The 26,111-nt window shown below is 36.4% G+C and carries 29 protein-coding genes and 2 pseudogenes; 19 read left to right on the top strand and 12 right to left on the bottom strand.

All coding sequences use genetic code 11. From position 1 onward, the window contains the following. Positions 1 to 208: 208 nt before the first annotated feature. The 3 genes from KHA96_RS18380 (at position 209) to KHA96_RS18370 (ending at position 1,499) form a co-directional block, all read left to right on the top strand. On the top strand, positions 209 to 832 hold the full coding sequence (locus KHA96_RS18380) for a zinc dependent phospholipase C family protein (RefSeq protein WP_213130787.1): 624 nt from the start codon (positions 209 to 211) through the stop codon (positions 830 to 832). 76 nt (positions 833 to 908) lie between these two features. Beyond that, positions 909 to 1,223 carry a hypothetical protein gene (locus KHA96_RS18375; protein WP_213130786.1) on the top strand — a complete coding sequence of 105 codons (315 nt, stop codon included), beginning with the start codon at positions 909 to 911 and terminating at the stop codon, positions 1,221 to 1,223. 45 nt (positions 1,224 to 1,268) lie between these two features. Beyond that, positions 1,269 to 1,499, top strand: coding sequence for a hypothetical protein (locus tag KHA96_RS18370; protein WP_213130785.1), 231 nt, complete (start codon positions 1,269 to 1,271; stop codon positions 1,497 to 1,499). A gap of 129 nt (positions 1,500 to 1,628) precedes the next feature. Here the strand turns inward: KHA96_RS18370 and KHA96_RS18365 are convergent, their stop codons facing one another. The 3 genes and pseudogenes from KHA96_RS18365 to KHA96_RS18355 form a co-directional block, all read right to left on the bottom strand. Further along, positions 1,629 to 2,453 carry a TrmH family RNA methyltransferase gene (locus KHA96_RS18365; RefSeq protein WP_213130784.1) on the bottom strand — a complete coding sequence of 275 codons (825 nt, stop codon included), beginning with the start codon at positions 2,451 to 2,453 and terminating at the stop codon, positions 1,629 to 1,631. Positions 2,454 to 2,480: 27 nt separating this feature from the next. Beyond that, positions 2,481 to 2,693, bottom strand: a complete 213-nt coding sequence (locus KHA96_RS18360; protein WP_213130783.1) for a DUF3006 domain-containing protein — start codon at positions 2,691 to 2,693, stop codon at positions 2,481 to 2,483. A 322-nt stretch (positions 2,694 to 3,015) separates the two neighbouring features. Further along, positions 3,016 to 3,855: pseudogene (locus tag KHA96_RS18355) on the bottom strand (ComEC/Rec2 family competence protein); the annotation flags it as partial. Positions 3,856 to 4,009: 154 nt separating this feature from the next. On the opposite strand from KHA96_RS18355, the gene KHA96_RS18350 reads away from it, so the two are divergent. Beyond that, entirely contained in the window at positions 4,010 to 4,177 is a 168-nt protein-coding gene (locus KHA96_RS18350) for a hypothetical protein (protein ID WP_213130782.1), read from the top strand. Then, complete coding sequence (locus KHA96_RS18345; protein ID WP_213130781.1) at positions 4,170 to 4,322, top strand: hypothetical protein; 153 nt, start codon at positions 4,170 to 4,172, stop codon at positions 4,320 to 4,322. The genes KHA96_RS18350 and KHA96_RS18345 overlap by 8 nt, the downstream gene beginning before the upstream one ends. 19 nt (positions 4,323 to 4,341) lie before the next feature. Here KHA96_RS18345 and KHA96_RS18340 read toward each other — a convergent pair whose 3' ends face one another. Then, positions 4,342 to 4,905, bottom strand: coding sequence for a beta-class carbonic anhydrase (locus tag KHA96_RS18340; RefSeq protein WP_213130780.1), 564 nt, complete (start codon positions 4,903 to 4,905; stop codon positions 4,342 to 4,344). A gap of 181 nt (positions 4,906 to 5,086) precedes the next feature. Here KHA96_RS18340 and KHA96_RS18335 point away from each other — a divergent pair, with 181 nt between their 5' ends. Next, the gene (locus tag KHA96_RS18335) at positions 5,087 to 5,617 is read left to right on the top strand and encodes an NfeD family protein (protein WP_213130779.1); all 531 of its coding nucleotides are present in this window, start codon (positions 5,087 to 5,089) and stop codon (positions 5,615 to 5,617) included. 12 nt (positions 5,618 to 5,629) lie between these two features. Further along, the gene (locus tag KHA96_RS18330) at positions 5,630 to 7,168 is read left to right on the top strand and encodes a flotillin family protein (RefSeq protein WP_213130778.1); all 1,539 of its coding nucleotides are present in this window, start codon (positions 5,630 to 5,632) and stop codon (positions 7,166 to 7,168) included. A gap of 211 nt (positions 7,169 to 7,379) precedes the next feature. On the opposite strand, the gene mreBH is transcribed toward KHA96_RS18330, so the two are convergent. Both mreBH and KHA96_RS18320 read right to left on the bottom strand, forming a co-directional pair. Beyond that, positions 7,380 to 8,387, bottom strand: a complete 1,008-nt coding sequence (mreBH, locus tag KHA96_RS18325) for a rod-share determining protein MreBH (protein ID WP_213131091.1) — start codon at positions 8,385 to 8,387, stop codon at positions 7,380 to 7,382. Positions 8,388 to 8,637: 250 nt separating this feature from the next. Then, on the bottom strand, positions 8,638 to 9,159 hold the full coding sequence (locus KHA96_RS18320; RefSeq protein ID WP_249315738.1) for an acyl-CoA thioesterase: 522 nt from the start codon (positions 9,157 to 9,159) through the stop codon (positions 8,638 to 8,640). Positions 9,160 to 9,361: 202 nt separating this feature from the next. Between KHA96_RS18320 and KHA96_RS18315 the strand changes: the two genes are divergently transcribed. Further along, positions 9,362 to 9,637 (top strand): hypothetical protein, encoded by a 276-nt coding sequence (locus tag KHA96_RS18315; RefSeq protein WP_213130777.1) that lies wholly within the window; start codon positions 9,362 to 9,364, stop codon positions 9,635 to 9,637. Positions 9,638 to 9,711: 74 nt separating this feature from the next. Here the strand turns inward: KHA96_RS18315 and KHA96_RS18310 are convergent, their stop codons facing one another. The 3 genes from KHA96_RS18310 to KHA96_RS18300 all read right to left on the bottom strand — a co-directional run bounded on the left by KHA96_RS18310 (position 9,712) and on the right by KHA96_RS18300 (position 13,348). Next, a complete protein-coding gene (locus KHA96_RS18310; RefSeq protein WP_213130776.1) occupies positions 9,712 to 10,944 on the bottom strand; it encodes an aminopeptidase in 1,233 nt (410 codons plus the stop codon). Between the two features lie 110 nt (positions 10,945 to 11,054). Further along, a complete protein-coding gene (locus KHA96_RS18305) occupies positions 11,055 to 12,053 on the bottom strand; it encodes a metal ABC transporter solute-binding protein, Zn/Mn family (protein WP_213130775.1) in 999 nt (332 codons plus the stop codon). Positions 12,054 to 12,163: 110 nt separating this feature from the next. Next, positions 12,164 to 13,348, bottom strand: coding sequence for a GTP-binding protein (locus tag KHA96_RS18300; RefSeq protein WP_213130774.1), 1,185 nt, complete (start codon positions 13,346 to 13,348; stop codon positions 12,164 to 12,166). A 254-nt stretch (positions 13,349 to 13,602) separates the two neighbouring features. Here KHA96_RS18300 and KHA96_RS18295 point away from each other — a divergent pair. The 9 genes and pseudogenes from KHA96_RS18295 to motB form a co-directional block, all read left to right on the top strand. Then, positions 13,603 to 13,800, top strand: a pseudogene (locus KHA96_RS18295) (hypothetical protein); the annotation flags it as partial. Positions 13,801 to 14,030: 230 nt separating this feature from the next. Continuing rightward, complete coding sequence (locus KHA96_RS18290) at positions 14,031 to 14,993, top strand: CobW family GTP-binding protein (RefSeq protein WP_213130773.1); 963 nt, start codon at positions 14,031 to 14,033, stop codon at positions 14,991 to 14,993. A gap of 26 nt (positions 14,994 to 15,019) precedes the next feature. Then, positions 15,020 to 16,024 (top strand): permease, encoded by a 1,005-nt coding sequence (locus KHA96_RS18285; RefSeq protein ID WP_213130772.1) that lies wholly within the window; start codon positions 15,020 to 15,022, stop codon positions 16,022 to 16,024. A 9-nt stretch (positions 16,025 to 16,033) separates the two neighbouring features. Next, positions 16,034 to 17,020, top strand: a complete 987-nt coding sequence (locus tag KHA96_RS18280) for a TIGR03943 family putative permease subunit (protein ID WP_213130771.1) — start codon at positions 16,034 to 16,036, stop codon at positions 17,018 to 17,020. Between the two features lie 184 nt (positions 17,021 to 17,204). Continuing rightward, on the top strand, positions 17,205 to 18,044 hold the full coding sequence (locus KHA96_RS18275; RefSeq protein WP_213130770.1) for a transporter substrate-binding domain-containing protein: 840 nt from the start codon (positions 17,205 to 17,207) through the stop codon (positions 18,042 to 18,044). 15 nt (positions 18,045 to 18,059) lie between these two features. Beyond that, positions 18,060 to 18,737, top strand: coding sequence for an amino acid ABC transporter permease (locus KHA96_RS18270; RefSeq protein WP_213130769.1), 678 nt, complete (start codon positions 18,060 to 18,062; stop codon positions 18,735 to 18,737). Positions 18,738 to 19,003: 266 nt separating this feature from the next. Then, the gene (locus KHA96_RS18265; protein ID WP_213130768.1) at positions 19,004 to 19,378 is read left to right on the top strand and encodes a DnaJ family domain-containing protein; all 375 of its coding nucleotides are present in this window, start codon (positions 19,004 to 19,006) and stop codon (positions 19,376 to 19,378) included. 73 nt (positions 19,379 to 19,451) lie between these two features. Then, positions 19,452 to 20,252 carry a flagellar motor stator protein MotA gene (gene motA / locus KHA96_RS18260; protein ID WP_213130767.1) on the top strand — a complete coding sequence of 267 codons (801 nt, stop codon included), beginning with the start codon at positions 19,452 to 19,454 and terminating at the stop codon, positions 20,250 to 20,252. Continuing rightward, positions 20,239 to 21,045, top strand: a complete 807-nt coding sequence (motB, locus tag KHA96_RS18255) for a flagellar motor protein MotB (RefSeq protein WP_213130766.1) — start codon at positions 20,239 to 20,241, stop codon at positions 21,043 to 21,045. The genes motA and motB overlap by 14 nt, the downstream gene beginning before the upstream one ends. A gap of 441 nt (positions 21,046 to 21,486) precedes the next feature. Here motB and KHA96_RS18250 read toward each other — a convergent pair whose 3' ends face one another. Next, positions 21,487 to 21,942, bottom strand: coding sequence for a flavodoxin (locus KHA96_RS18250; protein WP_213130765.1), 456 nt, complete (start codon positions 21,940 to 21,942; stop codon positions 21,487 to 21,489). Positions 21,943 to 22,115: 173 nt separating this feature from the next. Here KHA96_RS18250 and KHA96_RS18245 point away from each other — a divergent pair, with 173 nt between their 5' ends. Beyond that, complete coding sequence (locus tag KHA96_RS18245; protein WP_213130764.1) at positions 22,116 to 22,694, top strand: glycerol-3-phosphate acyltransferase; 579 nt, start codon at positions 22,116 to 22,118, stop codon at positions 22,692 to 22,694. Beyond that, positions 22,694 to 24,289, top strand: coding sequence for a GNAT family N-acetyltransferase (locus KHA96_RS18240; RefSeq protein ID WP_213130763.1), 1,596 nt, complete (start codon positions 22,694 to 22,696; stop codon positions 24,287 to 24,289). The genes KHA96_RS18245 and KHA96_RS18240 overlap by 1 nt, the downstream gene beginning before the upstream one ends. A 46-nt stretch (positions 24,290 to 24,335) precedes the next feature. Here the strand turns inward: KHA96_RS18240 and KHA96_RS18235 are convergent, their stop codons facing one another. Together KHA96_RS18235 and KHA96_RS18230 are read right to left on the bottom strand one after the other, a co-directional pair. Beyond that, positions 24,336 to 24,560, bottom strand: a complete 225-nt coding sequence (locus KHA96_RS18235) for a DUF1128 domain-containing protein (RefSeq protein ID WP_213131088.1) — start codon at positions 24,558 to 24,560, stop codon at positions 24,336 to 24,338. A gap of 106 nt (positions 24,561 to 24,666) precedes the next feature. After that, positions 24,667 to 26,028, bottom strand: a complete 1,362-nt coding sequence (locus KHA96_RS18230) for an alanine/glycine:cation symporter family protein (protein WP_213131087.1) — start codon at positions 26,026 to 26,028, stop codon at positions 24,667 to 24,669. Between the last annotated feature and the right edge of the window lie 83 nt (positions 26,029 to 26,111).

Genomic DNA, 26,111 nt, shown 5'->3' with positions numbered 1-26,111 from the left:
GTTTATTTTATTAATCATAATTACTATTGGCTTATTAATTATCATCAACCTCTTAAAATCTCAATATATCCAAAATAAGACAATTATAGACCAAAATGAAGTGCTTATTGAAACTTTAGATAAGTTGTATGGGGAAATAAATAAAAACCATAAATTAAAGTAATAAGTAGAAGGGTTGATTAAGAATTTATTGAAAGGTGGAGGAATCATGGGTTCAAGAATCATGCATTCGATTATTGGCCATAAGATTGCAGAAGCATTATCGATTGAAGATAAAACATCATTTTTAGCAGGCAGCATTGCTCCTGATGCTGTTTTTTCATATGAAGAAAAAAATGTATCTCACTTTTTTATAGGAAATGTGCAAGATTATACTAGAAGAGCGGATTATGACGGGTTTTTACATAAATATATTCCTCAAATAAAAAACAAAAATGATTATATATTGGGGTATTTTGCCCATTTAATTGCTGATGATATTTGGTTAAGAGGTTTTAATCTATCTTGGTTAAAGAACAGAATGGATGCTGATGAAGGATTGCATAAGTTATACCATAACGATTTCCGATTACTAAATGGCAAGCTATTGGAACACTATGGTTTCACAAATGAATTAAGAAAAATATTTAGTCATTTTCCTTCGATTTTCGATTTAGATGAGGTTAAGTCCAAAGAGGTTGAAAACTACATTCCATTTGTATTAAGCGATATGGAGTACGATAAGGAAGTTTTAAATGAAAAACTTAATGTTTTTATGTTTAATCAGATATTGGGCTATATAGAGACATCAGTAGATTTGGGGATATTGAAAATAAAGCCGTTACTTGAATAATAGTTTATTAAAAAATGATTTACAAAATATGAATGTGTCATTTCTTCATATAAGATAAAGCAAGGGGGAATGTTGTATGCTTGATTATGCTTGGCTTAATATTGGCAGCCTTGTGCTAGGACTAATTGCTTGGATACTTCCTGTTATGAATCTCGTACATCATAGAAAGCAGGAGAATAAGAAGTGGATCGTCTTTTCCATTATAAGTACAAGTGCTTGTGCGATTTCAATATGTTTTCAGATTTTCTACAACTATCATTTAGTAAAGATCGAGGATTGGTCTGCTCTTATGGATACAATTGGCGCCGTGGCATTTGCCTCAGCCTTTCTCATTATCGTTACGATCTTATTAAATGCACTTACTGATACTATATCGCGACAAAGTTGCTAGGTTCTAAAAAGATGCATTGGAGTAAAGAAAGAAGGAGAAGAAACTATGTCAGATAAAATAGAAGTTGTACAAGGGATATCACAAAGAAACCGGCATGATGTGGCGGTTGAACTTACAAAGCTATACGCAGATAATATCATGTTGTCCGAACTAGAAGATATAGAAAATGCATATGCCAAGTTTTATGCGTTGGCCAATATTTTGGAACAGTCAAATACTAATTCATTAAATGAATTTTTATCAGAAGAAATATTGAATAAATTAAATTTAAAATAAGGCGCTTCGTTGCGTCTTTTTTAAATCAATATAGTTAGAGGAAACTTAGAAAATAACAAAAACTTTCACTAAAAAAGCCCGGTTTTCACCGGACCTTAGTAAGTTAGTCTTTCTCTTTAGCAGTGTCCGTTAATAACCCAACTGCCTTTGCCTGCTAACCTCATACAGCATAATTGAAGCAGCACACGCGACATTAAACGAAGAAGCTGATCCGAACATAGGGATATTAATCATGCGGTCACACATTTCTTTGTAAAAATGGCTTAGTCCTTGTGTCTCATTTCCGACAAGAAGAATGGTCGGTTTGGAAAAATCGCAATAATATATTTCTTCACTGCCAGTTGCACTCGTTCCAACTACTTGTAAATCGGGATATGTTTGTTTTAATGACTCTGCCCAATTTTTCACATCGCTAGGTGAAGATATACGGATTGTTGGCATATTGAAAAAAGATCCCATTGTTGCTCGTATTGTTTCGGGGTCATATAAATCGACGGCATGTCCGGTCATAATTAGACCTTGGCATCCAAGTGCATCGCATGATCGAATAATCGAACCAAGATTACCTCTATTTGAAGGACGATCAAATACAACGACCAACATTTGCTCATTCGCACGTATCCGAGAAAAATCATCTTCAGGCATCGTGACGATCGCAATCAATTCTGACGTGTCTTCTTTATCGCTAATTTTTTCCATCAAATGTGCTTGAAGCACATAATGAATACCGGCTGAGGAGTTAGCTAGTATATCTTTTCCCCATTTTGATAACGGTTTTTGTGGAGAATAAATAAATGCCTTAATATCCCATTCATTGCTAATCGCTTCGTTAATATTCCTTACACCTTCAACAAAAAACTCTTTATATTTATGACGTTTGTTACGGTTTTTCTTTAAAACCTCGAACCTTTGAAAATCATTGTTTTCAGAATTGATGCTTATAATCTGAGGCATGTTAGAATCTCCTTTTAATCCGTTCTGTTAATCATCCCAAACTTCATCCATGAGCTCCTCAATTTCTTTTCGGAGTTTATCGGTCTCAGCTTTAAGAATCCTAACCTTGTCACCATTCATATCCACTACATCACCCGCTGCCGCTTCCTTCGGAAAAATGGATCTTTTGAAATCCATTGTTTCTCCCTCGATTTCTACTACAACCCAATCTCCTTCAAATCGATCAATGATTCCGCGCATTTTGTTCACTTCCTTATTTCGGAGTAAATGAAGTTTGCGTTTTATATGTTTTTCCTTTATATGATGAGGAAATATCTATCTTTACGGTAAACCCTTTTGCAGCACGACTTATTTTAACGGGAAGCTTTTCTCCTGTTTTGCCGTAATAAGTCGTTTTTGTACTTTTGTAATTAAAAATAGCTGTATATTTCGATCCCTTTGGAAGTCCATTAACCGTTAAATTGATCGTAGAATATTGCTTCGGTGTTTTATTATCTAAGCTGGCCGATAGTTTGTAGCTTGGATTTGTTACAGGTGCTTTTATTTGAGTTGGCTTTGCACTGATTTTTATTGTATTTCCATTAGATGTAGCTGTAATGGTACGTGACAAGTCTGTACGATAAATATTTGCTTTTACTGCTGAGAGCCTTTTTAATGTTTCAGAAGTAGGATGCTTATATCTATTTCCTTTACCGACGCTGATCACAGCATATTTAGGTTTTACAATTTTTAAAAATTCGCTCGTCGTCGCTTCCTTGGCACCATGATGACTAACCTTCAATACATCTACTTTAGATAATAATTTTTTGGAAATCAAATCCTTTTCGGCTTTTGATTCGATATCCCCTGTAAATAAGAATGTATTTTTATTGTATTTTACGTGTAGAACGGCACTCCAATTATTTAAATCAGTTTTCGCGTAACTTTTCACTGGAGCAAGAAAGGATGCTTTCACGGTTTTATCCTTTAAAGGTAACTTAACTCCTGAAGCAGCTGTTTTTATTTTGTACTTCTTTTTCTTAACAGCATTTAAGAAATCTTTATATGCCTGAGTTGTATGCGTAACCTTTGGAGCGTAAATATGATCGACTTTAAAGGCATTTATGACTTCATCCAAGCCGCCGATATGATCCGCATCTGGATGAGTCGCGATTATATAATTGATGGTTTTGACTTTTTGTTTTTTCAAATAGGCAACAACATCATGTCCCTTTGCACGATTTCCAGCGTCGATGAGAATGTTTTCTCCTTGAGGCGTTTTGATGAATATTGAATCTCCTTGTCCAACATCAATGAAATGAACAACTAAATCCTTTGAAGCAGCCTCTGTCATATTTTGAGCAAAAAACAGAGAAATAAATAAAGCAGCTACGATTCCTAATATTCCTATTCTACGTTTCAACGTCTTTCCTCCCTAAACTTTTCGCTTGTTCTATTATAAATCGATTTTCCCATTTTGAAATGAAAAAATGGTTAAAATTTCTTTTTTATATGGATAAAATCGTAGATTCTGAGGAAACTATTGTTGATTGAACAAAAATGGGGAGTGATGAATGATGGTGAAGCGCAAAGCGGCAAGAAATGCTGTTGAAAAATATGCTAAAACACCTAAGAAAAATATCGAAGAATCGGATTATACTGCTGAATTTGCTGCGGGTGAAGATCCGATGAAAGGCGCCAATCGTAATTCGAAAATTGGCAGAAAAGGAAAAGGGCATGAATAAAAAACAACAAAGCAATCAAAATGAAGAATTTGGTATGGAATTAGGAGACATAAATGCCGTTAAATTTTATGAACTCCAAGCAGGCAAAAAAAATGAAGAGAATAAAAAGAAAACTAAAGAAAATCAAAAAGGTGGAGCCGAATAAGGACTCCACCATTTGTGATTTACCGTTTATATCCATCGATTACAAGATCCAGTTTACCAGTCTCAGGATCAATAACTAATCCGTGTACTGGAACATCATTTGCCATCAGCGGGTGATTGCGGATCATATCAACACTGTGCGCAACACTTTCCTCAACACTGTCAAAACCTTGGAGCCATTGGTTCAGGTCAATTCCTGAATTATTAATAATATCCAACGTTTCGTTAGGTATTCCACGTTTCGTCATTTTATCCAACATTTGCTCACCATTCAGCAAGCTCATTCCACAGTCATGGTGTCCGATAACGTACACTTCATCAGCCTGCAATTCATAAACCGCGATTAGTAAGCTGCGCATAATACTTCCAAATGGATGTGTAAGTATAGCACCTGCATTTTTAACAACTTTTACATCGCCATTTTTCATATTCATTGCTTTATGTAAAAGCTCAATTAGACGTGTGTCCATACATGTTAAAATAACAAGTCTTTTATCAGGGAATTTAGTAGTTGTATATGCCTCATATAATTTTTCATCGATAAAAGTCTTATTATAATCAAGAATTTCCGATAGTAATGTCATTTTCTCAGCTCCTTTTTTTTATTTTACCGAAATATACGGAAACAAAAAAGCAATAACTTCTGAAAACTTTTTAAAAATATGAAACTTTATGTTCATGAAAAGCGTATTAGAGTATGTAGGGAGGCAGGTGAAGGCTTACTCGCATTGTTAGAAAATAAAACAATGTAAAGGGATGATGGCGATGACATTGTTTGGCATGCCGATTGAAACGATCTATCTTATTTTACTTATTGTTTCTGGAAGTTTAACTATTTTGTATTTATTTTTTGGGGATGTATTGGAAGGACTAGGAGAAGCAACTGACTTTTTAAACCCTGTGTTAATATTGGCCTTTATAACTTTTTTTTCTGCAGGGGGATTTATTTTAGAAAAAGCTACTGAACTTAATAGCTTTCTCATTATCGCGATAGCAGCTTTTGTGTCTGTTCTTCTAGATATTCTTTTGAATGTATTTGTACTCGTTCCAATGAAATCCGCGGAGCAATCGCTCAGCTATACAGAAAAATCACTGGAAGGGCGAGTGGGGAAAGCGATTATCTCTATCCCACAGCAGGGATTTGGTGAAGTCGTGATCGAGAGCTATAGCGGAATGATATCAAAACCTGCGGCAAGTTTTGAAGATACCCCAATACCGGAAGGATCCGAAGTACTTGTCATTGAAGTGAGAAATGGAGTTTTATATGTAGTACCATATAAACAAAATTTTAAATAAGGGGGAAGATGGATGACAACTGAAATATTGATTGTAATAGGTATTGCAGTTTTTATACTTATCGCGTTACTTGGAGTATTTGTAACGAAATATAGAACTGCTGGCCCAGATGAAGCTTTGATTGTAACGGGTAGTTATTTAGGTGGGAAAAATGTTCACGTAGATGAAGCGGGAAATAAAATAAAAATTATCCGTGGCGGTGGTACGTTTGTATTGCCTGTTTTCCAACAAGCACAACCACTTAGCTTATTATCAAGTAAGCTTGAGGTAACAACTCCTGAAGTTTATACGGAGCAAGGTGTTCCAGTCATGGCAGATGGGACAGCAATCATTAAGATTGGCGGATCGATTGGTGAGATTGCAACTGCAGCAGAACAATTCCTTGGTAAAACAAAGGATGATCGGGAAAATGAGGCGAAGGAAGTTTTGGAAGGACATTTGCGTTCTATCCTAGGTTCCATGACCGTCGAAGAAATTTATAAGAACCGTGATAAATTTTCTCAAGAGGTTCAACGAGTTGCGTCACAAGATCTTGCAAAAATGGGCTTAATCATAGTATCTTTCACAATTAAAGAAGTTCGTGATAAAAATGGTTATCTTGACTCTCTAGGTAAACCACGTATTGCACAAGTTAAACGCGATGCAGATATTGCTACAGCTGAAGCGGATAAGGAAACTCGCATTAAGCGTGCGGAAGCTGCAAAAGAAGCTAAAAAAGCTGAGCTTGAGCGTGCAACAGAAATTGCAGAAGCTGAAAAAGTAAATCAATTGAAAATGGCAGAATATCGCCGTGAGCAAGATATTGCCCGTGCGAGCGCAGACCAAGCGTATGATCTAGAAACGGCACGTGCTAAACAGGAAGTTACTGAACACGAAATGCAAATTAAAATCATTGAACGTCAAAAGCAAATTGAGCTTGAAGAAAGAGAAATTAAGCGTCGTGAATTACAATATGATGCAGAAGTTAAGAAAAAGGCGGATGCCGATCGTTACTCTGTAGAACAGGCTGCAACGGCAGAAAAAGTGAAGCAAATGGCTGAAGCGGATGCGCATCAATATCGTGTAGAAGCAACGGCAAAAGCTGACGCAGAGCGCGTACGCCTTGATGGGGTCGCGAAAGCTGAGGCACAGCGCGCGCAAGGGGTATCTGAAGCGGAAGTTATTCGCTTGAAAGGTCTCGCAGAGGCGGAAGCGAAGCAAAAAGTAGCAGAAGCCTTCGAAAAGTTCGGTCAAGCAGCCGTACTCGATATGGTCTTAAAAATGCTTCCTGAATATGCGAAGCAAGTTGCCGCTCCACTTGGCAATATTGATAAGATCACTGTCGTCGATACAGGAAGTAATGGTGAAGGCGGCGCCAATAAAGTGACTGGATATGCGACGAATTTAATGGCGACAATGCAAGAAACTTTGAAAGCATCTTCTGGAATTGATGTTAGAGAGTTGCTTGAAAACTTATCCGGAAAACATAATGTTCGTGAAAGCATTGACGCGTTAGCATACGAAATGCGTGAAGGTAAAAAGGAAGAAGAGAAAGAAAGCGAACTAGTTTAAGAGAAGCGCCGTTTTTAAAAAATACTGTCCTGATTAGTTTTTAATCGGGTCAGTATTTTTTTGTGCACATGTTATTGAATTGGAATGAAAATAGAAAGAGGATAAGTTTTCGTCTTATAAGAATCATTTTTCTTTTTAAGGCCTCTCTGAAACGCAAAAGAACAAAGGTAAAACCCCTGAGCCAATCTTCAACCCAGAGGCTTTACAAAAATTATTTAGTAGCTTTCTGCAATTTATTAATAAACTTCAGTGAACGTCCTGTTCCGATTGCAACCGATTCAAGAGGGTTTGGAGCAATGTGGACGGGAACGATGATTTCGTTGCTTAGCCATTCTTGTAAACCATTCAACAGAGAGCCACCTCCGGTTAGAACGACGCCGCGATCCACAATATCACCGCTTAGCTCAGCAGGTGAATTTTCTAGTGTTGCGCGTATGGCTTCTAATATATGAAGCAATGATTCTCTTAAAGCATTTTGAATTTCATAGGAACTGAGGGAGACGGTTTTTGGCAAACCTGTAACAAGATCTCGACCTCTGACATCCATTTTTCGTTCAGGATGGTCGATTAATGCATATCCAATTTCCATTTTAATTTGTTCGGCTGTATATTCTCCAATTAACAAATTATAATTTTTTCGAATATGTTGGATAATATTTTCATCAAATAAATCTCCGCCGATGCGCACTGTATTACACGTTACTACACCACCGTATGAAATAATGGCTACCTCTGTAGTTCCGCCACCGATATCTACAATAACATTCGCTACAGGCTCTTCTACCGGTAGGTCAGCTCCGATAGCAGCTGCAACCGGCTCTTCAATGAGATGTACGTGTTTCGCACCACATGTTTTTACTGCATCGTGAATGGCTCTACGTTCAACGGAAGTGGCACCTGATGGTGTACAAACGACGACATCTGGTTTCCTTAATGCAAAACCAATATTTTTCCCTGCTTTTTTCATTACTTCCTTCAATAGCTGGCTCGTAATATCAAAATCAGCTATAACACCGTCGCGCAATGGTCTAACGGCTACAATATTTCCAGGTGTTTTTCCTATCATGCTCTTTGCCTCTGCACCAACAGCTAAGACTCGTTTTGTATCAGTATTCACCGCGACAACGGATGGTTCGTTTAAAATAATACCTTTGTTTTTCGTATAAACAAGTACGTTTGCAGTACCTAAGTCGATTCCGATTTCTGAATTAGAAAACATGGTCATCACCATACCTTTACTATTTTAAAAGCATACAAATATGTACAGTTTTCCATAAGTATAGACAATTTTTTCACGGAATGCTTGTAACAGAAAATGGAAACTGCGAAAATGTTACAAAGAAAAGCTTGTAAACTGTTGATATATATAGGGATGGGAAAATAGGGGACTAGCTGCTGTTATAAAAACTTAACTTTCCTGTAAAGGATAGTAATGAACGAAATAAAAAAACAGCCTGACTTCCGGCTGCTTATTCATTATTTAGATTATTTGAAAAGAAGGCTGCTAAATCCTTGCTTTCTTGTTTACGTACTTTCCGGTGTGCGGCCCTTGATTTTGCTGTTTCATTCAGCCATTGCTCTTCTTCAGTTTCTGGGATCACTTGTGGAACGGTAGTTGGATTACCATTAACGTCTAAAGCGATAAATGTTAAAAAAGATAGAGCGGCAATTGATTTTTCGCCAGTTAATAAGTGCTCAGAAGTAACTTTTACGAAAACCTCCATGGAACTTCTACCCGTCCATGTCACCATTGCTTTTAGGGTGACCGCATCGCCAATTCGAATTGGTTTTATAAAATCGACAGAATCAGTTGACGCTGTAACGACTAAATTACGAGCGAATTTTATGGCGGCAATCGAAGCTACATCATCAATATATGCCATTAATTTCCCCCCGAATAATGTCCCTAGATGATTGGCATCTGGAGGAAAAACATGACTTGTCTTAATCGTTACCGTATCTTTCATCCTTTTCTTTTCTGTCTGCTCCAACTCATTCACCTCTTAACGAAAGATTGTACTATTAGTATACCACTGATCAGAGATACAATAGCATAATGACGAAACAAGGTTTATTAGGAAAAAATTAGGGTATATTAAAAACGGTAAATTATATCCTTTGTTCCTCAATGCTTTTAACTGCCCTAGTTTGTCCATCAACAAATGACCATTCTCGAGGAGGAGTGACTACAATATGGATAAAGGAATGAGAAGAATTAGATGTAATCCTGATGGATCCATTCTTTTTAAACGCTGGAATAACACTCTTGTCGTCAAAGGAAAATTTGATGCCATTTATGAAACAGCGAGTGGTTATGAACAAACGGATGGGGATAAAAAAGAATATTACGCAGAACTACTTGAAGAGATGGCAGGGGAAGCGACCATATTGGATGACTTAACTGCAGCAGGTGTTGAAACGAATCGAACTTTTTACAATAATGGATGGGAAACGGATCTTCAATATTAAATATAAACGAGCCCGGAATTTATTTTCCGGACTCTTTTTTTTCAAATAATAATGTTTAGCTTACAATTTTTGTATTAAAACGCCCAATCGCCATTTCGGAAAATAGGCTCGGCCGCACCTTCAGCTGTAATTCCATCGATATCCATTTCTGCTGATCCTATCATGAAATCGACATGTGTGATACTAGAGTTTAAGCCTTTTTCTGCAAGTTCTTCCTGAGACATTTTCTTGCCGCCTTCTATACAAAAGGCATAGGCGCTTCCAATTGCAAGGTGGTTCGAAGCATTTTCATCGAATAATGTATTATAGAACAATATATTCGATTGTGAAATTGGTGAGTTGAATGGGACGAGTGCAACTTCTCCAAGATAGTGGGAGCCTTCGTCTGTCTCAACAAGCTGTTTCAAAATTTCTTCGCCTTCTTTTGCTTTTACATCGACAATCCGGCCATTTTCAAATGTAATGGTGAATTCATCAATAATGTTCCCTGCATAGCTTAATGGTTTTGTACTTGAAACATATCCATTTACGCCATCTTTATGGGGAACCGTAAATACTTCTTCAGTCGGCATATTCGCCATAAATTCATGACCTTTTTCATTTATACTGCCAGCCCCAGCCCATAGATGACCTTCAGGTAATTCAATGGTTAAATCTGTACCTGGCGCCGTATAATGAAGCTTTTTATAGCGCTTATTATTTAAGTAGTCTACTTTTTCATGAAGAGTTTCATCATGCTTTTTCCATACTTCCACTGGTTGATCTAAATTTGCTCGAGTAGCTGTAAAAATGGCATCCCATAACTTCGCAACTTGATCTTCAGGAGCAGCGTCTGGGAAAACTTTTGCAGCCCAATCTTTAGATGGTGCAGCAATGACAGTCCAGCTAACTTTATCCGATTGTATGTATTGGCGGTATTTTTCCATTGCTTTGCCAGCAACCTTTTGGAAATTTGCGATTCTTGAAGAATCTACACCTTTCATTAGATCAGGACCAGAAGAAACAACAGACATAAAGGCAGCGCCAGCTTCAGCTAGTTCTTCCACTTCACGGGCACGCCAAATTGGATATTCTGTGAATGCTTCATCTGGAGCAAGATCATATTTAAGTCTGGAAACGACATCATCGTTCCAATTCACAACGACGTTTTTAGCTCCTGCTTCATACGCTTTTTTTACAACTAAGCGAATAAATTCTGCATTATCAATCGCTGCATTAACGGCAAGAGTCTGACCTTTTTGCACATTTACTCCTACTTTTACAGCTAATTCTGCATACTTTTCAAGTGTTTCCTGAAAATTGGTCATAGCAATTCTCCTTTGGATTGTGATCAAAACCTTCTTGTTCATTTTACCAAGCGATGGAAGGAAAGCCAATTCATTGAACAAAAAAAAACAAAGCGCTAAAACGCTTTGGATTATTTTCCTAAAACCTTCTTCAAGGTTTCAATATTCTTATTCATAATACTGAAGTAATCATCATTATTTTTTAAATCATTTTCAGTAATATATTCCAAGTTGTGCAATGTAACTGGTGTTGTTCCTGTTTCTTTTTTTACAACATCAGCTACTTTTGTTACTGGATTTTGATCATAAATTATATAGGATATGTGATGCTCCTTAGCTGTTTCAATAATAGCTTGGAGCTGTTTTTGTGACGGCTCATTTTCGGGACTCAAACCGGATATGCTAATTTGCTCCAACCCATATCGATGTTCCCAATATCCATACGAGGCATGTGACACAAGGATTTCCTTATGGTCGGCAGCTTCAACTGTTTTCTGAAATTCTTGATCTAATTGTTCAAGTTCGTGTTTTACATCTTGGAAATTCTTTTCAAAATCATCTTTAGCAGATGGCATTGCTTCAGTGAGAGCATTTTTAATATTTTCGGCCATTTTTGTTGCATTCATAGGGTCTAACCAAATATGTGGATCTTTGTCATGGTGATGTTCATCTGCATGCTTATCTTCATCAGCATGATCATGATCTTCATGATCCTCTTCTTCATGTCCATGGTCGTGATCGTCGTCTCCACTTAATAATTCAATTCCATTTGAAGCTTCTACTAGTTTAACTTTTTCCTTTGATAAGGAACTCTTCGTATTTTCTATAAAAGGTTCAAGTCCTGATCCATTGAAAATGAAAAGATTTGCATCTGCAATATCCATCATTGTTCTCATCGTTGGTTCAAAAGTGTGGGCGTCTGCTCCTGCTGGATATACACTTTTTACTTCAACATGTACTCCGCCGATTTTTTTCGTAAAGTCTTCAATAGGATAGATAGTTGTAAATACAGTTAACTTTTTTTGCTCATTTTTGTTAATATCCTTATTTGTAGTTGAGTTCGAATTACAACCACTTAAAAATGCAGCAGTAAGTATAAGTAATGTGAAAAAAATGGATTTGATTTTCATAAAATAAATTCCTTTCTTTGATCCAAATATATCTATATGATTCTTATCATCAAATTTTTTTATTAGACTCTGAATATATTAAACGGAATCATTACGATTTGCAAGATGTATTACTCCAAATTCGTGAAAGAGGGGAGGGGGTCATATATTTTCTTCCAATCTTCAAGCATTTCATCGTCAGTTAATAAACATTTGTCCAGTTGACATTCGATCATAGTCTTATTCAAATCTATCCCAATGAAAACAAGCTCTGACATTCGATCCCCGTACGTTGTATCCCAATGATCCAATAGTTCTGGTTCTTCTTCAAGAATGATTGCACGCTCATTTTCAGGATAAGCTGCAATCCAGTGACCAGCAGCTTCAATGGTAATGGATGTTCCAGCTTGTGAAAGGAGCACAACCATATCATTTCTAGTAGCAAGCCAGAAAAAGCCTTTTGCACGTATAACTTCTACTGGCCAGTCTTCTAGCCATTGATCCAATCTTCCAGGATGGAATGGACGTTTTCTTCTATAAACAAATGAGGAAATTCCATATTCATCTGTCTCTGGAACATGCTCTTCATTTAATTCTTTTATCCAGCCGGCTGCTTGACTTGCTTTTTCAAAATCAAAAGACTTTGTGTTTATAAGGTTTGCAAGAGAGACATTTCCGAATGATGTTCGAATCAAATTTGCATCGGGATTTAGTATTTGCAGTACACGGGTTAACTCATCGGCAGCTTCTTTACTAATAAGATCAGTCTTATTTAAAATAATGACATTTGCAAATTCGATTTGATCGATTAATAAATCGACAACATCTCGCTCATCAAATTCATTCGTTCCGACATTACGATCTAGTAGACTTTCGCCAGATGAAAAATCTGTCCAAAAACGATTTGCATCAACGACAGTTACCATCGTATCTAATCTGCATTTCTTTGTTAAATCTATTCCCAATTCTTCATCGAAATACGAAAAGGTTTGAGCAACCGGGATCGGTTCACTAATGCCGGTTGACTCGATTACGATATAATCAATATTTCCGGATTCAACTAACTTTTCCACTTCAATCATTAAATCTTCTCGCAATGTACAACAAATGCAGCCATTTTGAAGTTCTACAAGTTTTTCTTCCGTCCTCCGAAAACCTCCAGAATGAATCAAATCAGCATCAATATTAACTTCACTCATATCATTAACAATAACTGCAACACGAAGTCCATCTCTATTATGTAAAATATGATTGAGCAGAGTTGTTTTTCCAGCACCTAAATATCCGCTTAAAACAGTAACCGGTATTTTTTGCATAAAATTCTCCTTTCTAAATCGTAATCATTACGATTTGTATCTTATAATAAAAAAATGGGAATGGCAAGTATTTTTTATTTTATGTTTTTCTGAGCTTCATATGAATGTTAAATTAATAAAATTAGTAAAGATAAGGGAAAAATTTACACTTTGATATTCAGGTTTTTTGCTTTACGCATTCTTTGTAAGCAAAAAGGTTTACACAATAAAGAACTAATGGATAATGTCCAGTCAATTTTTTTTTACAATTCAATACCATCTTTATCAGTATTTTTAATAGAGCCTTTCCATTTATTATGCTAGCTGTCATTATTTCTAGTTTCATTCAAATAATTTTAACCGATGAGATGTTAGCAAAGGTGATTCCGAAAAATCGCTTTTTGTCCGTTTTATCGGCGACTTCACCAGATGCCATTGTAAGTGCGAGATTATTCCAGTTGCCCGTAGATTAATGACTATATGCTTTTGGAATTTCCAAAAGGAGAGAATTTCAAAATGATGACTGGCTGGAGGTAGAATGAAAAATGGACTCTATCTATTACCAGCCATTCAATAAAATGATTCCTATCCAGAAGACCTTTATGTTTACACGGTTTATTAAGTTGTAATACTTTGCTAGGAAACCTTCATAGAATATTTACAACTAGACAAATTCACTAGACAAGCATAATGGAGTGATACGATGAAAAGTGAGAAAAGAATCCCCGTATATGTGTTAAGTGGTTTTCTTGGAAGCGGAAAAACAACCGTCTTATTGAGTATGCTTGAATATTCCAAGAAAAAGGGGTGGCAGCCTGGAGTCATTTTGAATGAACTCGGAGAAGCCAATGTAGAAAATCATTTATTTGAAAATGAAAAAGTATTCGAGCTCTTAAATGGTTGTATTTGTTGTACGATTCAAGATGATCTTAAAAGTACTTTGGACGAGCTAGTTTTAGAAATGGAAAAACAGCCTTTAGATATTTTATTTATTGAAGGAACGGGAGTCGCAAATCCATTAGAAATACAAGAAGTCTTGTTAAGTAGCCCGTATATAGAACAATTTGAATTAATGTCGGTTATCACAGTATTGGATGCAAGTCATTATTTGGAATATCAAAGTATCTTTTCAAGCTCTGCCGAGGTTAGAAATTTAATGAAGGAACAAACGGTTTGCGGAAGCCTTTTGCTTTTAAATAAAACTGATTTAATACCGGAGGGACAACTTGAAAAAATTAAACAAAAGATTACGAAAATAGTAGGGAAAGAAAAAGTAATGATAGAAAGTTTGTACGGAAAGATAAATCCGGAACATCTTTTCGAAAAGAGAATTGAATCCATTTTAGTTGGAAATGGCATTTCAGAAAAAGAACACCACCATCATCATCATTCGACTGTTCAGGCGATTAAGCTTGAAGATGTTCCCGTTATAAGGAAAAAAACGTTTGAAAAGTGGCTTAAACAGCTACCTGTCAATATTCTTCGGGGAAAGGGATTTATTGAAATGGAAGGATCCAAGCAAATATATAGTTTTCAATTTGCTTCGAATAAAGTGGCATTTGCTCCAATTCCGAGTTCTTTGAATCGAAAACCGATGATTATTTTAATTGGAATGGGACTTGAAGAGGATCAGATTCATAAACATTGGAAACAGTTATTCGTTTAACAAATTACTAAGATTGGGGTTTCATTATGCGTGAACAAGGAAGTGTTTGGCTGAAAGAAGGGACAGGTATACTGCTTATAGGAATACTCCTCTTTTTATTCTTTTTCGTGGAGTTCACACAGGTTCAAGAGACCATCCCAAAAAGCTTATTAAATGTGAATACCATTTTCTTAAGCATTGTACTAGAAGCTTTGCCATTTGTTTTGCTGGGAGTATTTGTCTCTGCTCTAATTCAAACCTTTGTTGCCGAGGAAACGGTTCAAAAGTTTATACCTAAGAATCCGCTTATTGCGATTGTTCCGGCAGCTATTTTAAGCGCCATCTTTCCTGTTTGTGAATGTGCTATTATTCCGGTTGTCAGAAGATTAATGAAAAAAGGGATGCCATTACACATAGGTGTTATCTTTATTGTTGGAGCACCTATATTAAATCCAATTGTCTTTGCAGCTACGTATTATGCTTTCCAAACTACACCAAGCGTCGCTTATGCCCGTATGGGTTTGGCATTTGTTCTTGCTATTGTGATCGGTGCATTGACCTATGCTTTTTTTCGGAATCGTGATCAATTAAAGTGGACAACTGATGAGTTGTTAGACAGGCCTATTGAATCAATAGGAGAAAAAACGAATAAATTCAAAGCAACATTTTTCCATGCCAGCGATGAATTTTTTGATATGGGCAAATATTTGATTATGGGAGCAATGATTGCCAGCTTATTTCAAACTTTCTTTGACAGAAATCTTTTATTGAGTATGGGTACGAGTGACACTGCTTCACCTCTCATCATGATGGGTTTCGGTTTTGTTTTATCGCTTTGCTCGGAAGCGGATGCTTTTGTAGCATCCTCGTTTGCACATACATTTTCTACAGGTTCACTCCTTGCATTTCTCGTATTTGGACCAATGTTAGATTTGAAAAATACGATTATGCTGTTTGCTTATTTTCGCGCTAAATTTGTTATCAGCTTTATAGTGATTGTGACAGTGTCAGTTTATGTGATGATATTAATCTATCAATATTGGTTTTTGTGAGGTGATTGAATGCAAACGGAACGAGATTATAGTTTTCATGTCTATTTACGCGGTATCATATTAATTGGCTTTTTCCTGTTAATTTTTAAACTACTCGTAACAGGTAATATTCAAAGCTTTATAGCACCGAAAATGGTCCCATTTCCTTACTTTTCGATAGTTGTTTTGTTTATTTTAGGTATTGTCCAAATATGGAGAAGTGGTTCAAAAAATAGAGATGAACTATACTGCAATTGCGGATTTGATCATAATCAAAAAGGTTCCCCTTTGCAAACATTTTTCATCTATTCTATTTTTGTCTTACCTGTTTTTACTGGTTTATTATTTCCTATCACTACCCTTGATAGTTCGGTTGCGGCAAAAAGAGGAATCAAATATGGATCAGGGTTGTATACACAGCCTCCTGAAATAAATGATGACAGTTCCTTAGATATAGAAGAAGCCGAGGAGTATTTGAATGATCCAGTAGGTTATACGGAAAAGTTGGATGAGCGTGTAGAAACCGATCCTAATGATGGATTATCTGAAAGCAATGAATTTGAAACGAATGAAGCTGGAAATGATATGTTGATCCTGACCACTGAAGAACAAGAGAAACTGAAGAATAAGCTTTTAAATGAAGATAAAGTTATAGTGGATGATGATCACTACCTTGCAATCTTGAATATTCTGCATGAAGATCCTAGTTTATTTGTTGGAAAGGAAATTGAGATCATCGGGTTTGTATATAAGGAACCAGACTTTAATGAAGATCAATTTGTTGTTGCACGTTTCGGAGTATCATGTTGTATTGCTGACGCTTCAGTGTACGGAATTATTTCCACGATGGACGGGTTCGAAAATATTGAAGAGGACCAATGGGTTCAGGCAACTGGAAAGTTATCGACAACGACTATGAATGATTGGGAGCTGCCTTTCTTGCAAATTACAAATGTAAAGAAGATGAATGAACCTGAAAATCCATATGTATATGAATATTATACACCTTTAAGTTAATATAAAAGATGTGCCTTATTTCAAAGGTACATCTTTTTAACATAAGGAGAGATGGCGGAGATATACTTAACGAGTTCATTATCATAGAATTAACGAGTGGAAACTTGCAAAATTTTTTTCGCACATGTATATTTTATAAGATTGAACAATATCGGTAGGAATACTAGGAATTGAGGGGTTGGAAATGTTAAAAAATAAAAGTATTTTACTAGCACTAATAGGAATATTAGCTATATTCTTCGTAACAGCTTGTTCTAGCGGTAAAGATTCTGCTAAAAATAAAAATTCTTGGGAAGCCATTAAAGAAAGAGGAAAAATCATTGCCGGTACTTCTGGTACATTATATCCTACATCTTTTCATGAACAAGACTCAGATGAACTAACTGGGTTTGAAGTTGAAATTTTAAAAGAGCTTGCTAAACGGCTGGATGTTGAAATCGAGTTTAAAGAAATGGGATTTGATGGGCTTTTAACATCTTTAAATAGTGGCGTGATTGATGTTGCCGCGAATGATATTGAAATTACGGATGAAAGAAAAGAGAAGGTTAGTTTTTCAGATCCTTATAAATATTCGTACGGGACAGCAATTGTCCGCAAAGATGATCTTTCAGGAATCAAAACATTGGAGGATTTAAAAGGTAAGAAAGCGGCTGGTGCAGCCACTTCTATTTATATGGATATTGCTCGTGAGAATGGGGCGGAAGAAGTAATTTATGAAAATGCAACAAATGAGGTTTATTTACGGGATGTCGCTGTTGGAAGAACAGACATTATTTTAAATGATTATTACTTGCAAACTTTGGCTCTTGCTGCATTTCCGGATTTAAATATTACGATCCATCCGGATATTCGCTACCATCCAAGTGAGATGGCGATTGTAGTGAAAAAAGATAACAATGATTTATTAGATAAAATCAATGAACAATTAAAAGAAATGCAGGAAGATGGTACGATTACTAAACTATCGAAGGCATTTTTCAATGAAGCAGACGTATCTGTAAAACAGGATTTTGATTTCCAGTAAGTGGGAGGTTACATAATGGGCAATATTCAATGGCAATATATTTTTGACCTACCGCTTGCCATTAAATCCTTTCCTTACATACTGCAAGGTATATGGTATACGATCCTCATTTCATTTGTCGGCATGGCTGTCGGGTTACTGATTGGTTTTTTCCTAGCTTTAGGGAGAATGTCAAAGTATGTGTTATTAAAATGGCCAGCTCAAGTTTATATTTCTTTCATGAGAGGAACACCAATGCTCGTATTTTTGTTTTTATTGTATTTTGGCCTCCCTATGATAGGAATTGAATTTAGTGCCATCACCTGTGCCTTGATAGGGTTTAGTTTACATTCCGCGGCATATATGGCTGAGATTAACCGCTCAGCGCTTACTTCTGTTAATAAAGGTCAATGGGAAGCAGCAACTGCTTTGGGCTTATCATACTGGCAAACAATGAAACTGATCATTTTACCACAAGCTACAAAAATCGCAGTACCGCCATTATCAAATGTATTGTTGGATTTGATTAAAGCTTCCTCACTAGCGGCAATGATTACAGTTCCCGATCTGTTCAATCGTGCAAAAATCGTCGGTGGGCGGGAATTTGATTATATGACTATGTATATACTCGTAGCTTTAATTTATTGGGGAATTTGCTCGATTGTAGAACTTGGACAATCATACCTCGAAAAGCGTTATCGATATAGTGAATGAAGGGAAGCAGAGATGCTTCTCTTTTTTTACTTTATCAGTAATGATAGAAGGAAGTAATGGGGCGTTCAGGCAGCTAAGAAACTGTATCATATCAGTAAAATTAAAATAGCCGTCAGTGAAGGTCAAGACCGCGGTCAGTAAAGGCATTAAATAGTTGAGAATAGGAATACAAGATTCTTCCAATCGTAACGTCTTTGTCATTTTTATCTTGGGATTGCTTTTTCACAAACAGGTATAATGAAGATATCGATTAAGGAGGCGGGATGATGGATAAATTTGGAGGGATTACAGAAGAAAGAATCCGCAAGGCTTATGAAGATGGTGAGTTTGACAATCTTCCCGGCATGGGGAAGCCATTGCCAAAAGACACAATGGAAGGCATTCCAAATGAGTTGAAAATGGCCTATAGAGTAATGAAAAACGCAGGATTTTCGCCCGATGAGATGGATGTAAAAAAAGAAATCATGACAATTGAAGACTTAATAAATAAGACAGAAGATGAAATGAAAAAAGACGGTTTAAAAAAAGAACTCAATGCAAAGATCTTGCAGTATAATAGTTTGCTTTCGAAAAAAAGAATCAAGACCAACTCATCTGTGTTTAAGCAGTATGAAAACAAAATTGAAAAAAAGTTTTTCTAAGTTAAAAGTGATTGAAATTTGGTCTTATCTGTCGATATATAGAATAAGACATATATAGTTTAGGGTGAAGCAGATGGATAGAACAACACTTATTGGAATAATTCTTGGAATAGTGGCAGTAGGTGTAGGTATGGTATTAAAAGGTGTAAGTCTCTTTGCACTTATTAATCCTGCGGCTATATTAATCATTATCGTCGGGACGATGGCAAGTGTAATTACAGCTTTTCCGACATCAGAAATTAAAAAAGTACCGAAATTATTCGGGATTATTTTTAAAGAAAAGAAAAGTTTAAAAGCGAAAGATTTAATTTTAGAATTCTCAGACTTAGCTCAATTAGCAAGAAAAGAAGGATTGCTTGCATTAGAAGCAACCATTGAAGATATTGAAGATCCGTTTATGAAAAATGGCTTAAATCTTGCTGTAGATGGTCAAAGTGCAGATTACATTCGTGAAGTATTGAATGAAGAAATTGATGCAATGGAGGATCGCCATGCTGTTGGAGCTTCAATTTTTTCACAAGCAGGAACATATGCCCCGACACTTGGGGTACTTGGTGCGGTTATTGGATTAATTGCTGCTCTTGGTAATATGGATAATACAGACGAGCTTGGAAAAGCAATATCATCTGCTTTTGTTGCTACGATGCTCGGTATATTCACTGGCTACGTTTGGTGGCATCCGTTCGCTAATAAATTAAAGCAAAAGTCGAAAGAGGAAGTACGAATAAAGGAAATGATGGTCGAAGGAATCCTGTCCATTTTAGAAGGAGAAGCTCCGCGCGTGATAGAGCAAAAATTAGCTTCTTACTTGCCTGCCTCAGAGCGAAGAGAAATATTTGAGGAAAGTGGTGAAAGTCAAAATGTCCAGGCGTAAGAGAGAGAAAAAAGATGGCGCTCATACAGATGAATCTTGGCTCCTTCCTTATGCTGATTTATTGACATTGCTCTTAGCTTTATTTATTGTTCTTTTTTCTACTAGTTCAGTAGATGCTCAAAAATTCCAGGCGCTTTCCCAAGTTTTTAATGGGATTTTTCTTGGTGGGACGGGTCCACTCGATTATCAGCAGCCAATTGAAAATGACGACCATAGTAAAGATAATCCCGATTCTGTAAATGAGGAAAAACAAGAGGAAAAAGAAGCGGAAGAGAAAGAGCCTATTAAGGAAGAAGACATCATTTTTGACTTAGAAGAGCAGAAAGAACTTGAGGCGATACAGTCAAAAATTAATGCATATATTCAAAAAAATGATTATAGTAATAAATTCGATACGTCATTGACGACGGAAGGGCTTTTGCTTACGATTCGAGATAATGTGCTTTTTCAATCTGGAAAAGCAGAGGTTCGGGATGCAGATAAAAAAACAGCAAAAGAACTAGCCGTTTTACTCGAAATGGAGCCGCCGAGAAATGTTATCATTAGTGGCCATACAGATAATATACCTATTGGAAATGCTAACTTTCAATCAAATTGGGAACTCAGTGTCATGAGGGCCGTAAACTTTATGAAGGTGCTGCTAGAGGATAAGAATCTTGATCCAATGTGGTTTAGTGCAAAAGGATACGGTGAATTCCAACCTATTGGAGACAATAAAACGGAAGCAGGAAGAGCGAAAAATCGACGAGTCGAGGTATTAATCCTTCCTCGAATGAAAAATGTGAACGATTAGTAAGAATAGCGCAAGGCGCCCGTTCAGCGACGCACAAACTTTTTAAGCTTCTGACGAGATAAAGGAAACTCGGCGAGGAACGAGCTAGTGAAATTGGCACTTCAAATATCACCTAGTGAAATTGGCACTTCAAATATCACCTAGTGAAATTGGCACTTCAAATATCACCTAGTGAAATTGGCACTTCAAATATCACCTAGTGAAATTGGCACTTCAAATTTCACCTAGTGTTGACTTATCGTAGGAAGGAGCTGAAAGTTTGCTAGTCGCTGGGCGCCTGAAGCTAGACATTGATAGACTTCTTTAAAATAAGGAGTGTATAAGATTGCATACTTTCTTTACTTTACAATATAGACGAGGATAAAATGATATCATTTTATCCTCGTCTCATTTATTTCTTGGGAAATACATTTTTGCCAATAAACGCCAATATTTGATATTTTAGTCTTCACTGAAAATGAAATCTGCAAATTTCCGACCAAATTCCTTACATTGATTAAGCTCCGTTTGATCTGGATACATATCGATGATTAAGTTAGGAAGAAGAAGCTCTCCACCTAATTCCTGTATTTTTTCGGCAAATAAATCTATTGCCGCACCAAAGGTGGAACCATAATAGGAATCGCCAGAACCAAATACGGCTGCTTTTTTTTTCGATAGGTTTACATGATCTAATTCTTCGTAGAAATCCATAAATTCATCAGGGATTTCTCCACCTTCCCACGTATATGTTCCGATTAAAAACCCATCATAGCCGAGCAAATCAGTAGGAAGGGAGTCAAAGGCTTCCTTCACTGTCACATCAATATCTAATTCTTTTATCCCCTTCAACACTTCTTCAACTAATATTTCTGTATTGCCTGTCATACTTGTATATATTAAAATAATTTTTTTCATTATATGTCACTCTTTCATTGTGCTCCTTTTTATTTTAACAAAAATGCACGTTAATAGTTATCACAATGATGTGAAAAAGAGGAGAATATATAGAGCTTAACAATATTTGACACAAAAACTTTCAAATTATGTTAATATTATTTAAAAATAACCAATTGTGAAAAGGAAGTAAAATGAGAGAGACTCTGCTGTTTTTAGGGGCCTATGTAATAGGAAATATTTTAACAGGTTATGTGTTAGCAAAGCTTTTTTATCACAAAAATATTCAAGTAGAAGGGAGTGGGAACGCGGGGGCTCGAAACGCAGGGCGAATACTTGGCAAAAAAGCTTTTGTCATTACGTTTTTTGGCGATGCTGGTAAAGGTGCTATAGTCGTTTTGATTGCTAAGTTGCTTGAATTTAGCATCGTGGCTCAATTACTTATTTTATTCGCGGTTATTCTTGGTCATATTTTTCCCATACTATTTCACTTTAAAGGCGGGAAAGGTATGTCGACTTTTATAGGTGGATTATTGGCATTTGATCCGTTATTATTTTCTGCATTTGCAGGCGTCTTTATATTATTTTATTTTTTTATTAAAAGTTTAACTATAGCAGGTATGGCAGCTGTAGCTTTATTGCCAGCCATTATGTATTTTTATCATTTTGATTTATATCCTATACTTTCTGCTATTTTACTTTCTGCCATGGTTATTTTTGCACATCGGCAAAACATTCTAGATAAAATTTTCAGTGAAAGGAAAATCAGCTGATGAGCTTAATTTATAAAATCGCTACTAAACCATCAGAATTTGAACAAATTTTAAAGTTGAATTATCAAACATTTGTGGAAGAAATTCCTCAGCATGAAAAAAATGAAGCACGTACGTTAATAGATAAATTTCATGATGAAAATACATATGTTATTTGCATGAAAGATGATCAACTCGTAGGGATGATTTGTGTTCGCAGTAAACGGCCATTTTCATTAGACGGGAAAATTGGTGAAGTAGAACAACATTTACCTGTTGCCGTTGAAAATCCGTGTGAAATAAGACTGTTGGCAGTAGATCCTGTATACCGAAATGGGAGAGCTTTCCTAGGTTTGGCTCAAGCGTTAATTCGCTATTGCTTAAAGTTGGGATATGATGCGGCGCTCATATCAGGAACCACTCGTGAACAAAAACTGTATGGACAAATGGGATTTCAGCCTTTTGCTTATTTAACAGGGGATGAAAAAGCAGCCTTTCAACCTATGTATCTTACAAAAACAACTTTTGATGAAGGAATTGCAGGTAGAATTTTAAAAGAACAAGTGAACTTTTTGCCTGGACCTGCGACAATTTCCGATTCGGTAAAAAAAGCGCTTGCCACTTCTCCATATTCACATAGATCAAAAGGCTTTGAAAACCTGCTTCAAACTGTTCAAAAGAAATTAACAACACTTGCTCATGCGAAGCATGTCCAAATTCTGCATGGGACAGGGACTTTGGCAAATGATGTGGTTGCAGGGCAGTTATCATTATTGCCGGGAAAAGGCCTAATTCTTGTTAATGGTGAATTTGGTGAGAGGCTTGTGGATCATGCCGAGCGGATGGATCTTAACTTCAATGTGATAGAAACTGAATGGGGAACTCCTTTTAAAAAAGAAGATATCATAGAAGCTGTGAGTAATGGGGAATATCACTGGATTTGGGCAGTTCACTGTGAAACGTCTACTGGAGTATTAAATGACATCGACATGTTGAAGAATGTTTGTCGGTCATACGACTTATCGCTGTCTTTGGATTGTATTAGTTCGTTGGGAGCGGTTCCTCTACATTTAGAAGGTGTATTACTTGCATCTGGTGTGAGTGGAAAAGCCCTGGCAAGTTATTCAGGTCTTTCGTTTGTTTTCCATAGTGAAGACGTAAAGCCAAATAAAAGGCTGCCGAGATATCTTGATCTTGGTGCTTATACAGCGGCAGATGGCATTCCATATTCTCAATCATCCAATCTAATGACAGCGCTGGCTGAGGCGTTAAAAAGGTATGAATGCCCTCAGAAAGAATATGAATTAATAGAACAACGCTATAACTTGATACGAAATGGTGTAGAAGAAGCTGGGCTGACGGTGTTATCTGAAAAAAATTATTCTGCCCATACTATCATGACGATTTTGCTTCCAAAAGAAGTTTCTGTTAAACAGCTTGGGGATAATTTATATTTGAATGGATTTAATCTCCATTATGAAAGTTATTATTTAAACGATAGAAACTGGATGCAGATTTCTTGTATAAATGATGTTAGCGAAAAAGATATTAAAAAAATGCTTTCCATTCTTAAAGGGTTATGTATGGTGGAGAGGGAACCTTCTATTACTAAATAAATAAATGCGAACTGCACCTTCAGATGAGGTGCAGTTATTTGTTTATTTATACTTTTCGAAGTCTACCAAGCTCTTCAGCCAATGCTTGCATTTCACTCGGGCTAAAATTGTCCTTTTTCATAACCATTTCATAGATTTCATGAAGTTCCTCGTACATTTCAGAATCCATACTTTCTGATTTAATTGCTCCAATATTAACCATCTTCATCTTAGTAACGATCTCATTAACCATGTATTCAATATTTTCAGGTGTGTTTTTTGATAAATCCACTAACATCTCATCCTCTCTCATACATATCATTTATCCTTTCATGATGTTACGGCATTGTCAATGAAAAAATACCTTTCCTAAAAATTTTAGAAAGGTATGGTAAAGTTTATACGGACTTTTTCATTTCTGCCTTTTCCTCTTTAATTGTTTTTATTACTTTTCTTGTTTCATGAATGACTACTCCTGAGAGACCGAGAAGACCGATTAAGTTCGGAATCGCCATTAAGCCATTCATTATATCTGAAAACGTCCAAACGATTTTTAATTCAATGACAGCGCCGATATAAACAACGAGTACAAAAGCGACTCGATAATAGATAACTACCTTTGCTTTAAATAAATAGGAAAAACATTTTTCACCATAATACGACCAGCCTATAATCGTAGAGGAAGCAAAAAATAATAGACCAAGAGCTACGATGATTGAACCCGTATTTCCGAGAAAGTGCGCAAATGAAACAGAGGTCAAGTCTCCGGGGTGTATGGCCGCATCGCTGTATAATCCTGCCATTACAATGGTAATCCCCGTAATGGAACAAATAATGATCGTATCTATAAATACTTGAGTCATGGAAACAAGGGCTTGCCGGCCAGGCATGTCTGTTTTGGCAGCTGCAGCGGCAATTGGTGCTGAACCTAGACCTGCTTCGTTGGAAAAGACTCCCCGAGCAACACCATATCGAATAACAGCACCAATTGCACCACCTGCGACAGCTTTTCCAGTAAATGCATCTGAAATAATGATACCGACAGCATCTGGTATTAATTGAACATTCATCACTAAAACAATAAGTCCGCCAATAACATAAAATACTGCCATGAAAGGAACAAAGAAGGAAGTTACTTTTCCAATACTTTTTATTCCTCCGATAATAGCAAGTCCCGCAAAAATCATTAACACAAGTCCAGTCACAGCTGGGGGTACATGGAAAGTAGTGTTGACGACGTTTGATACTGCGTTAGATTGAACGAGGTTGCCAATACCAAATGCAGCTATTGCTCCAAAAATGGCAAATAAGACTCCTAACCATTTTTGTTTTAATCCACGTTCTAAATAGTACATTGGTCCGCCTGACATTTCACCTTTTTCATCTATAACGCGATACTTTACTGCTAAAATAGCTTCGGCATACTTTGTTGCCATTCCGAAAAATGCTGAAAGCCACATCCAAAGCACTGCTCCGGGTCCACCAAAAACAACTGCAGTAGCTACTCCAACAATATTCCCGGTTCCGACTGTAGCAGCAAGCGCTGTCATTAATGCTTGAAAATGAGAAATATCTCCTTCGGAATTTTTATCCTGTTTAAAGCTAAATGCAAGTTTCAATGAATACGGGAGAAGTCTTAATTGTAAAAATCCGATTCTAACAGTTAAATAGATTCCAGTACCAACAATAAGGACGAGTAACGGTATTCCCCATACATGGCCACTAATTGTTTCCAACACTTTCAAAATCTTATCTGACATCGATTCTTTATCTGCCATTATAGTCTTTCCCTCCTTTTCATCTTGTCTCCACTTAAATTATTCTGAAAAATGTAACAGTATGT

Source organism: Bacillus sp. FJAT-49711, assembly GCF_018343715.1.
Classification (GTDB): domain Bacteria; phylum Bacillota; class Bacilli; order Bacillales; family Bacillaceae_C; genus Lederbergia.
Note: the sequence above shows the minus strand (reverse complement) of the source record. Positions and strands in the feature narration are given on the sequence as shown.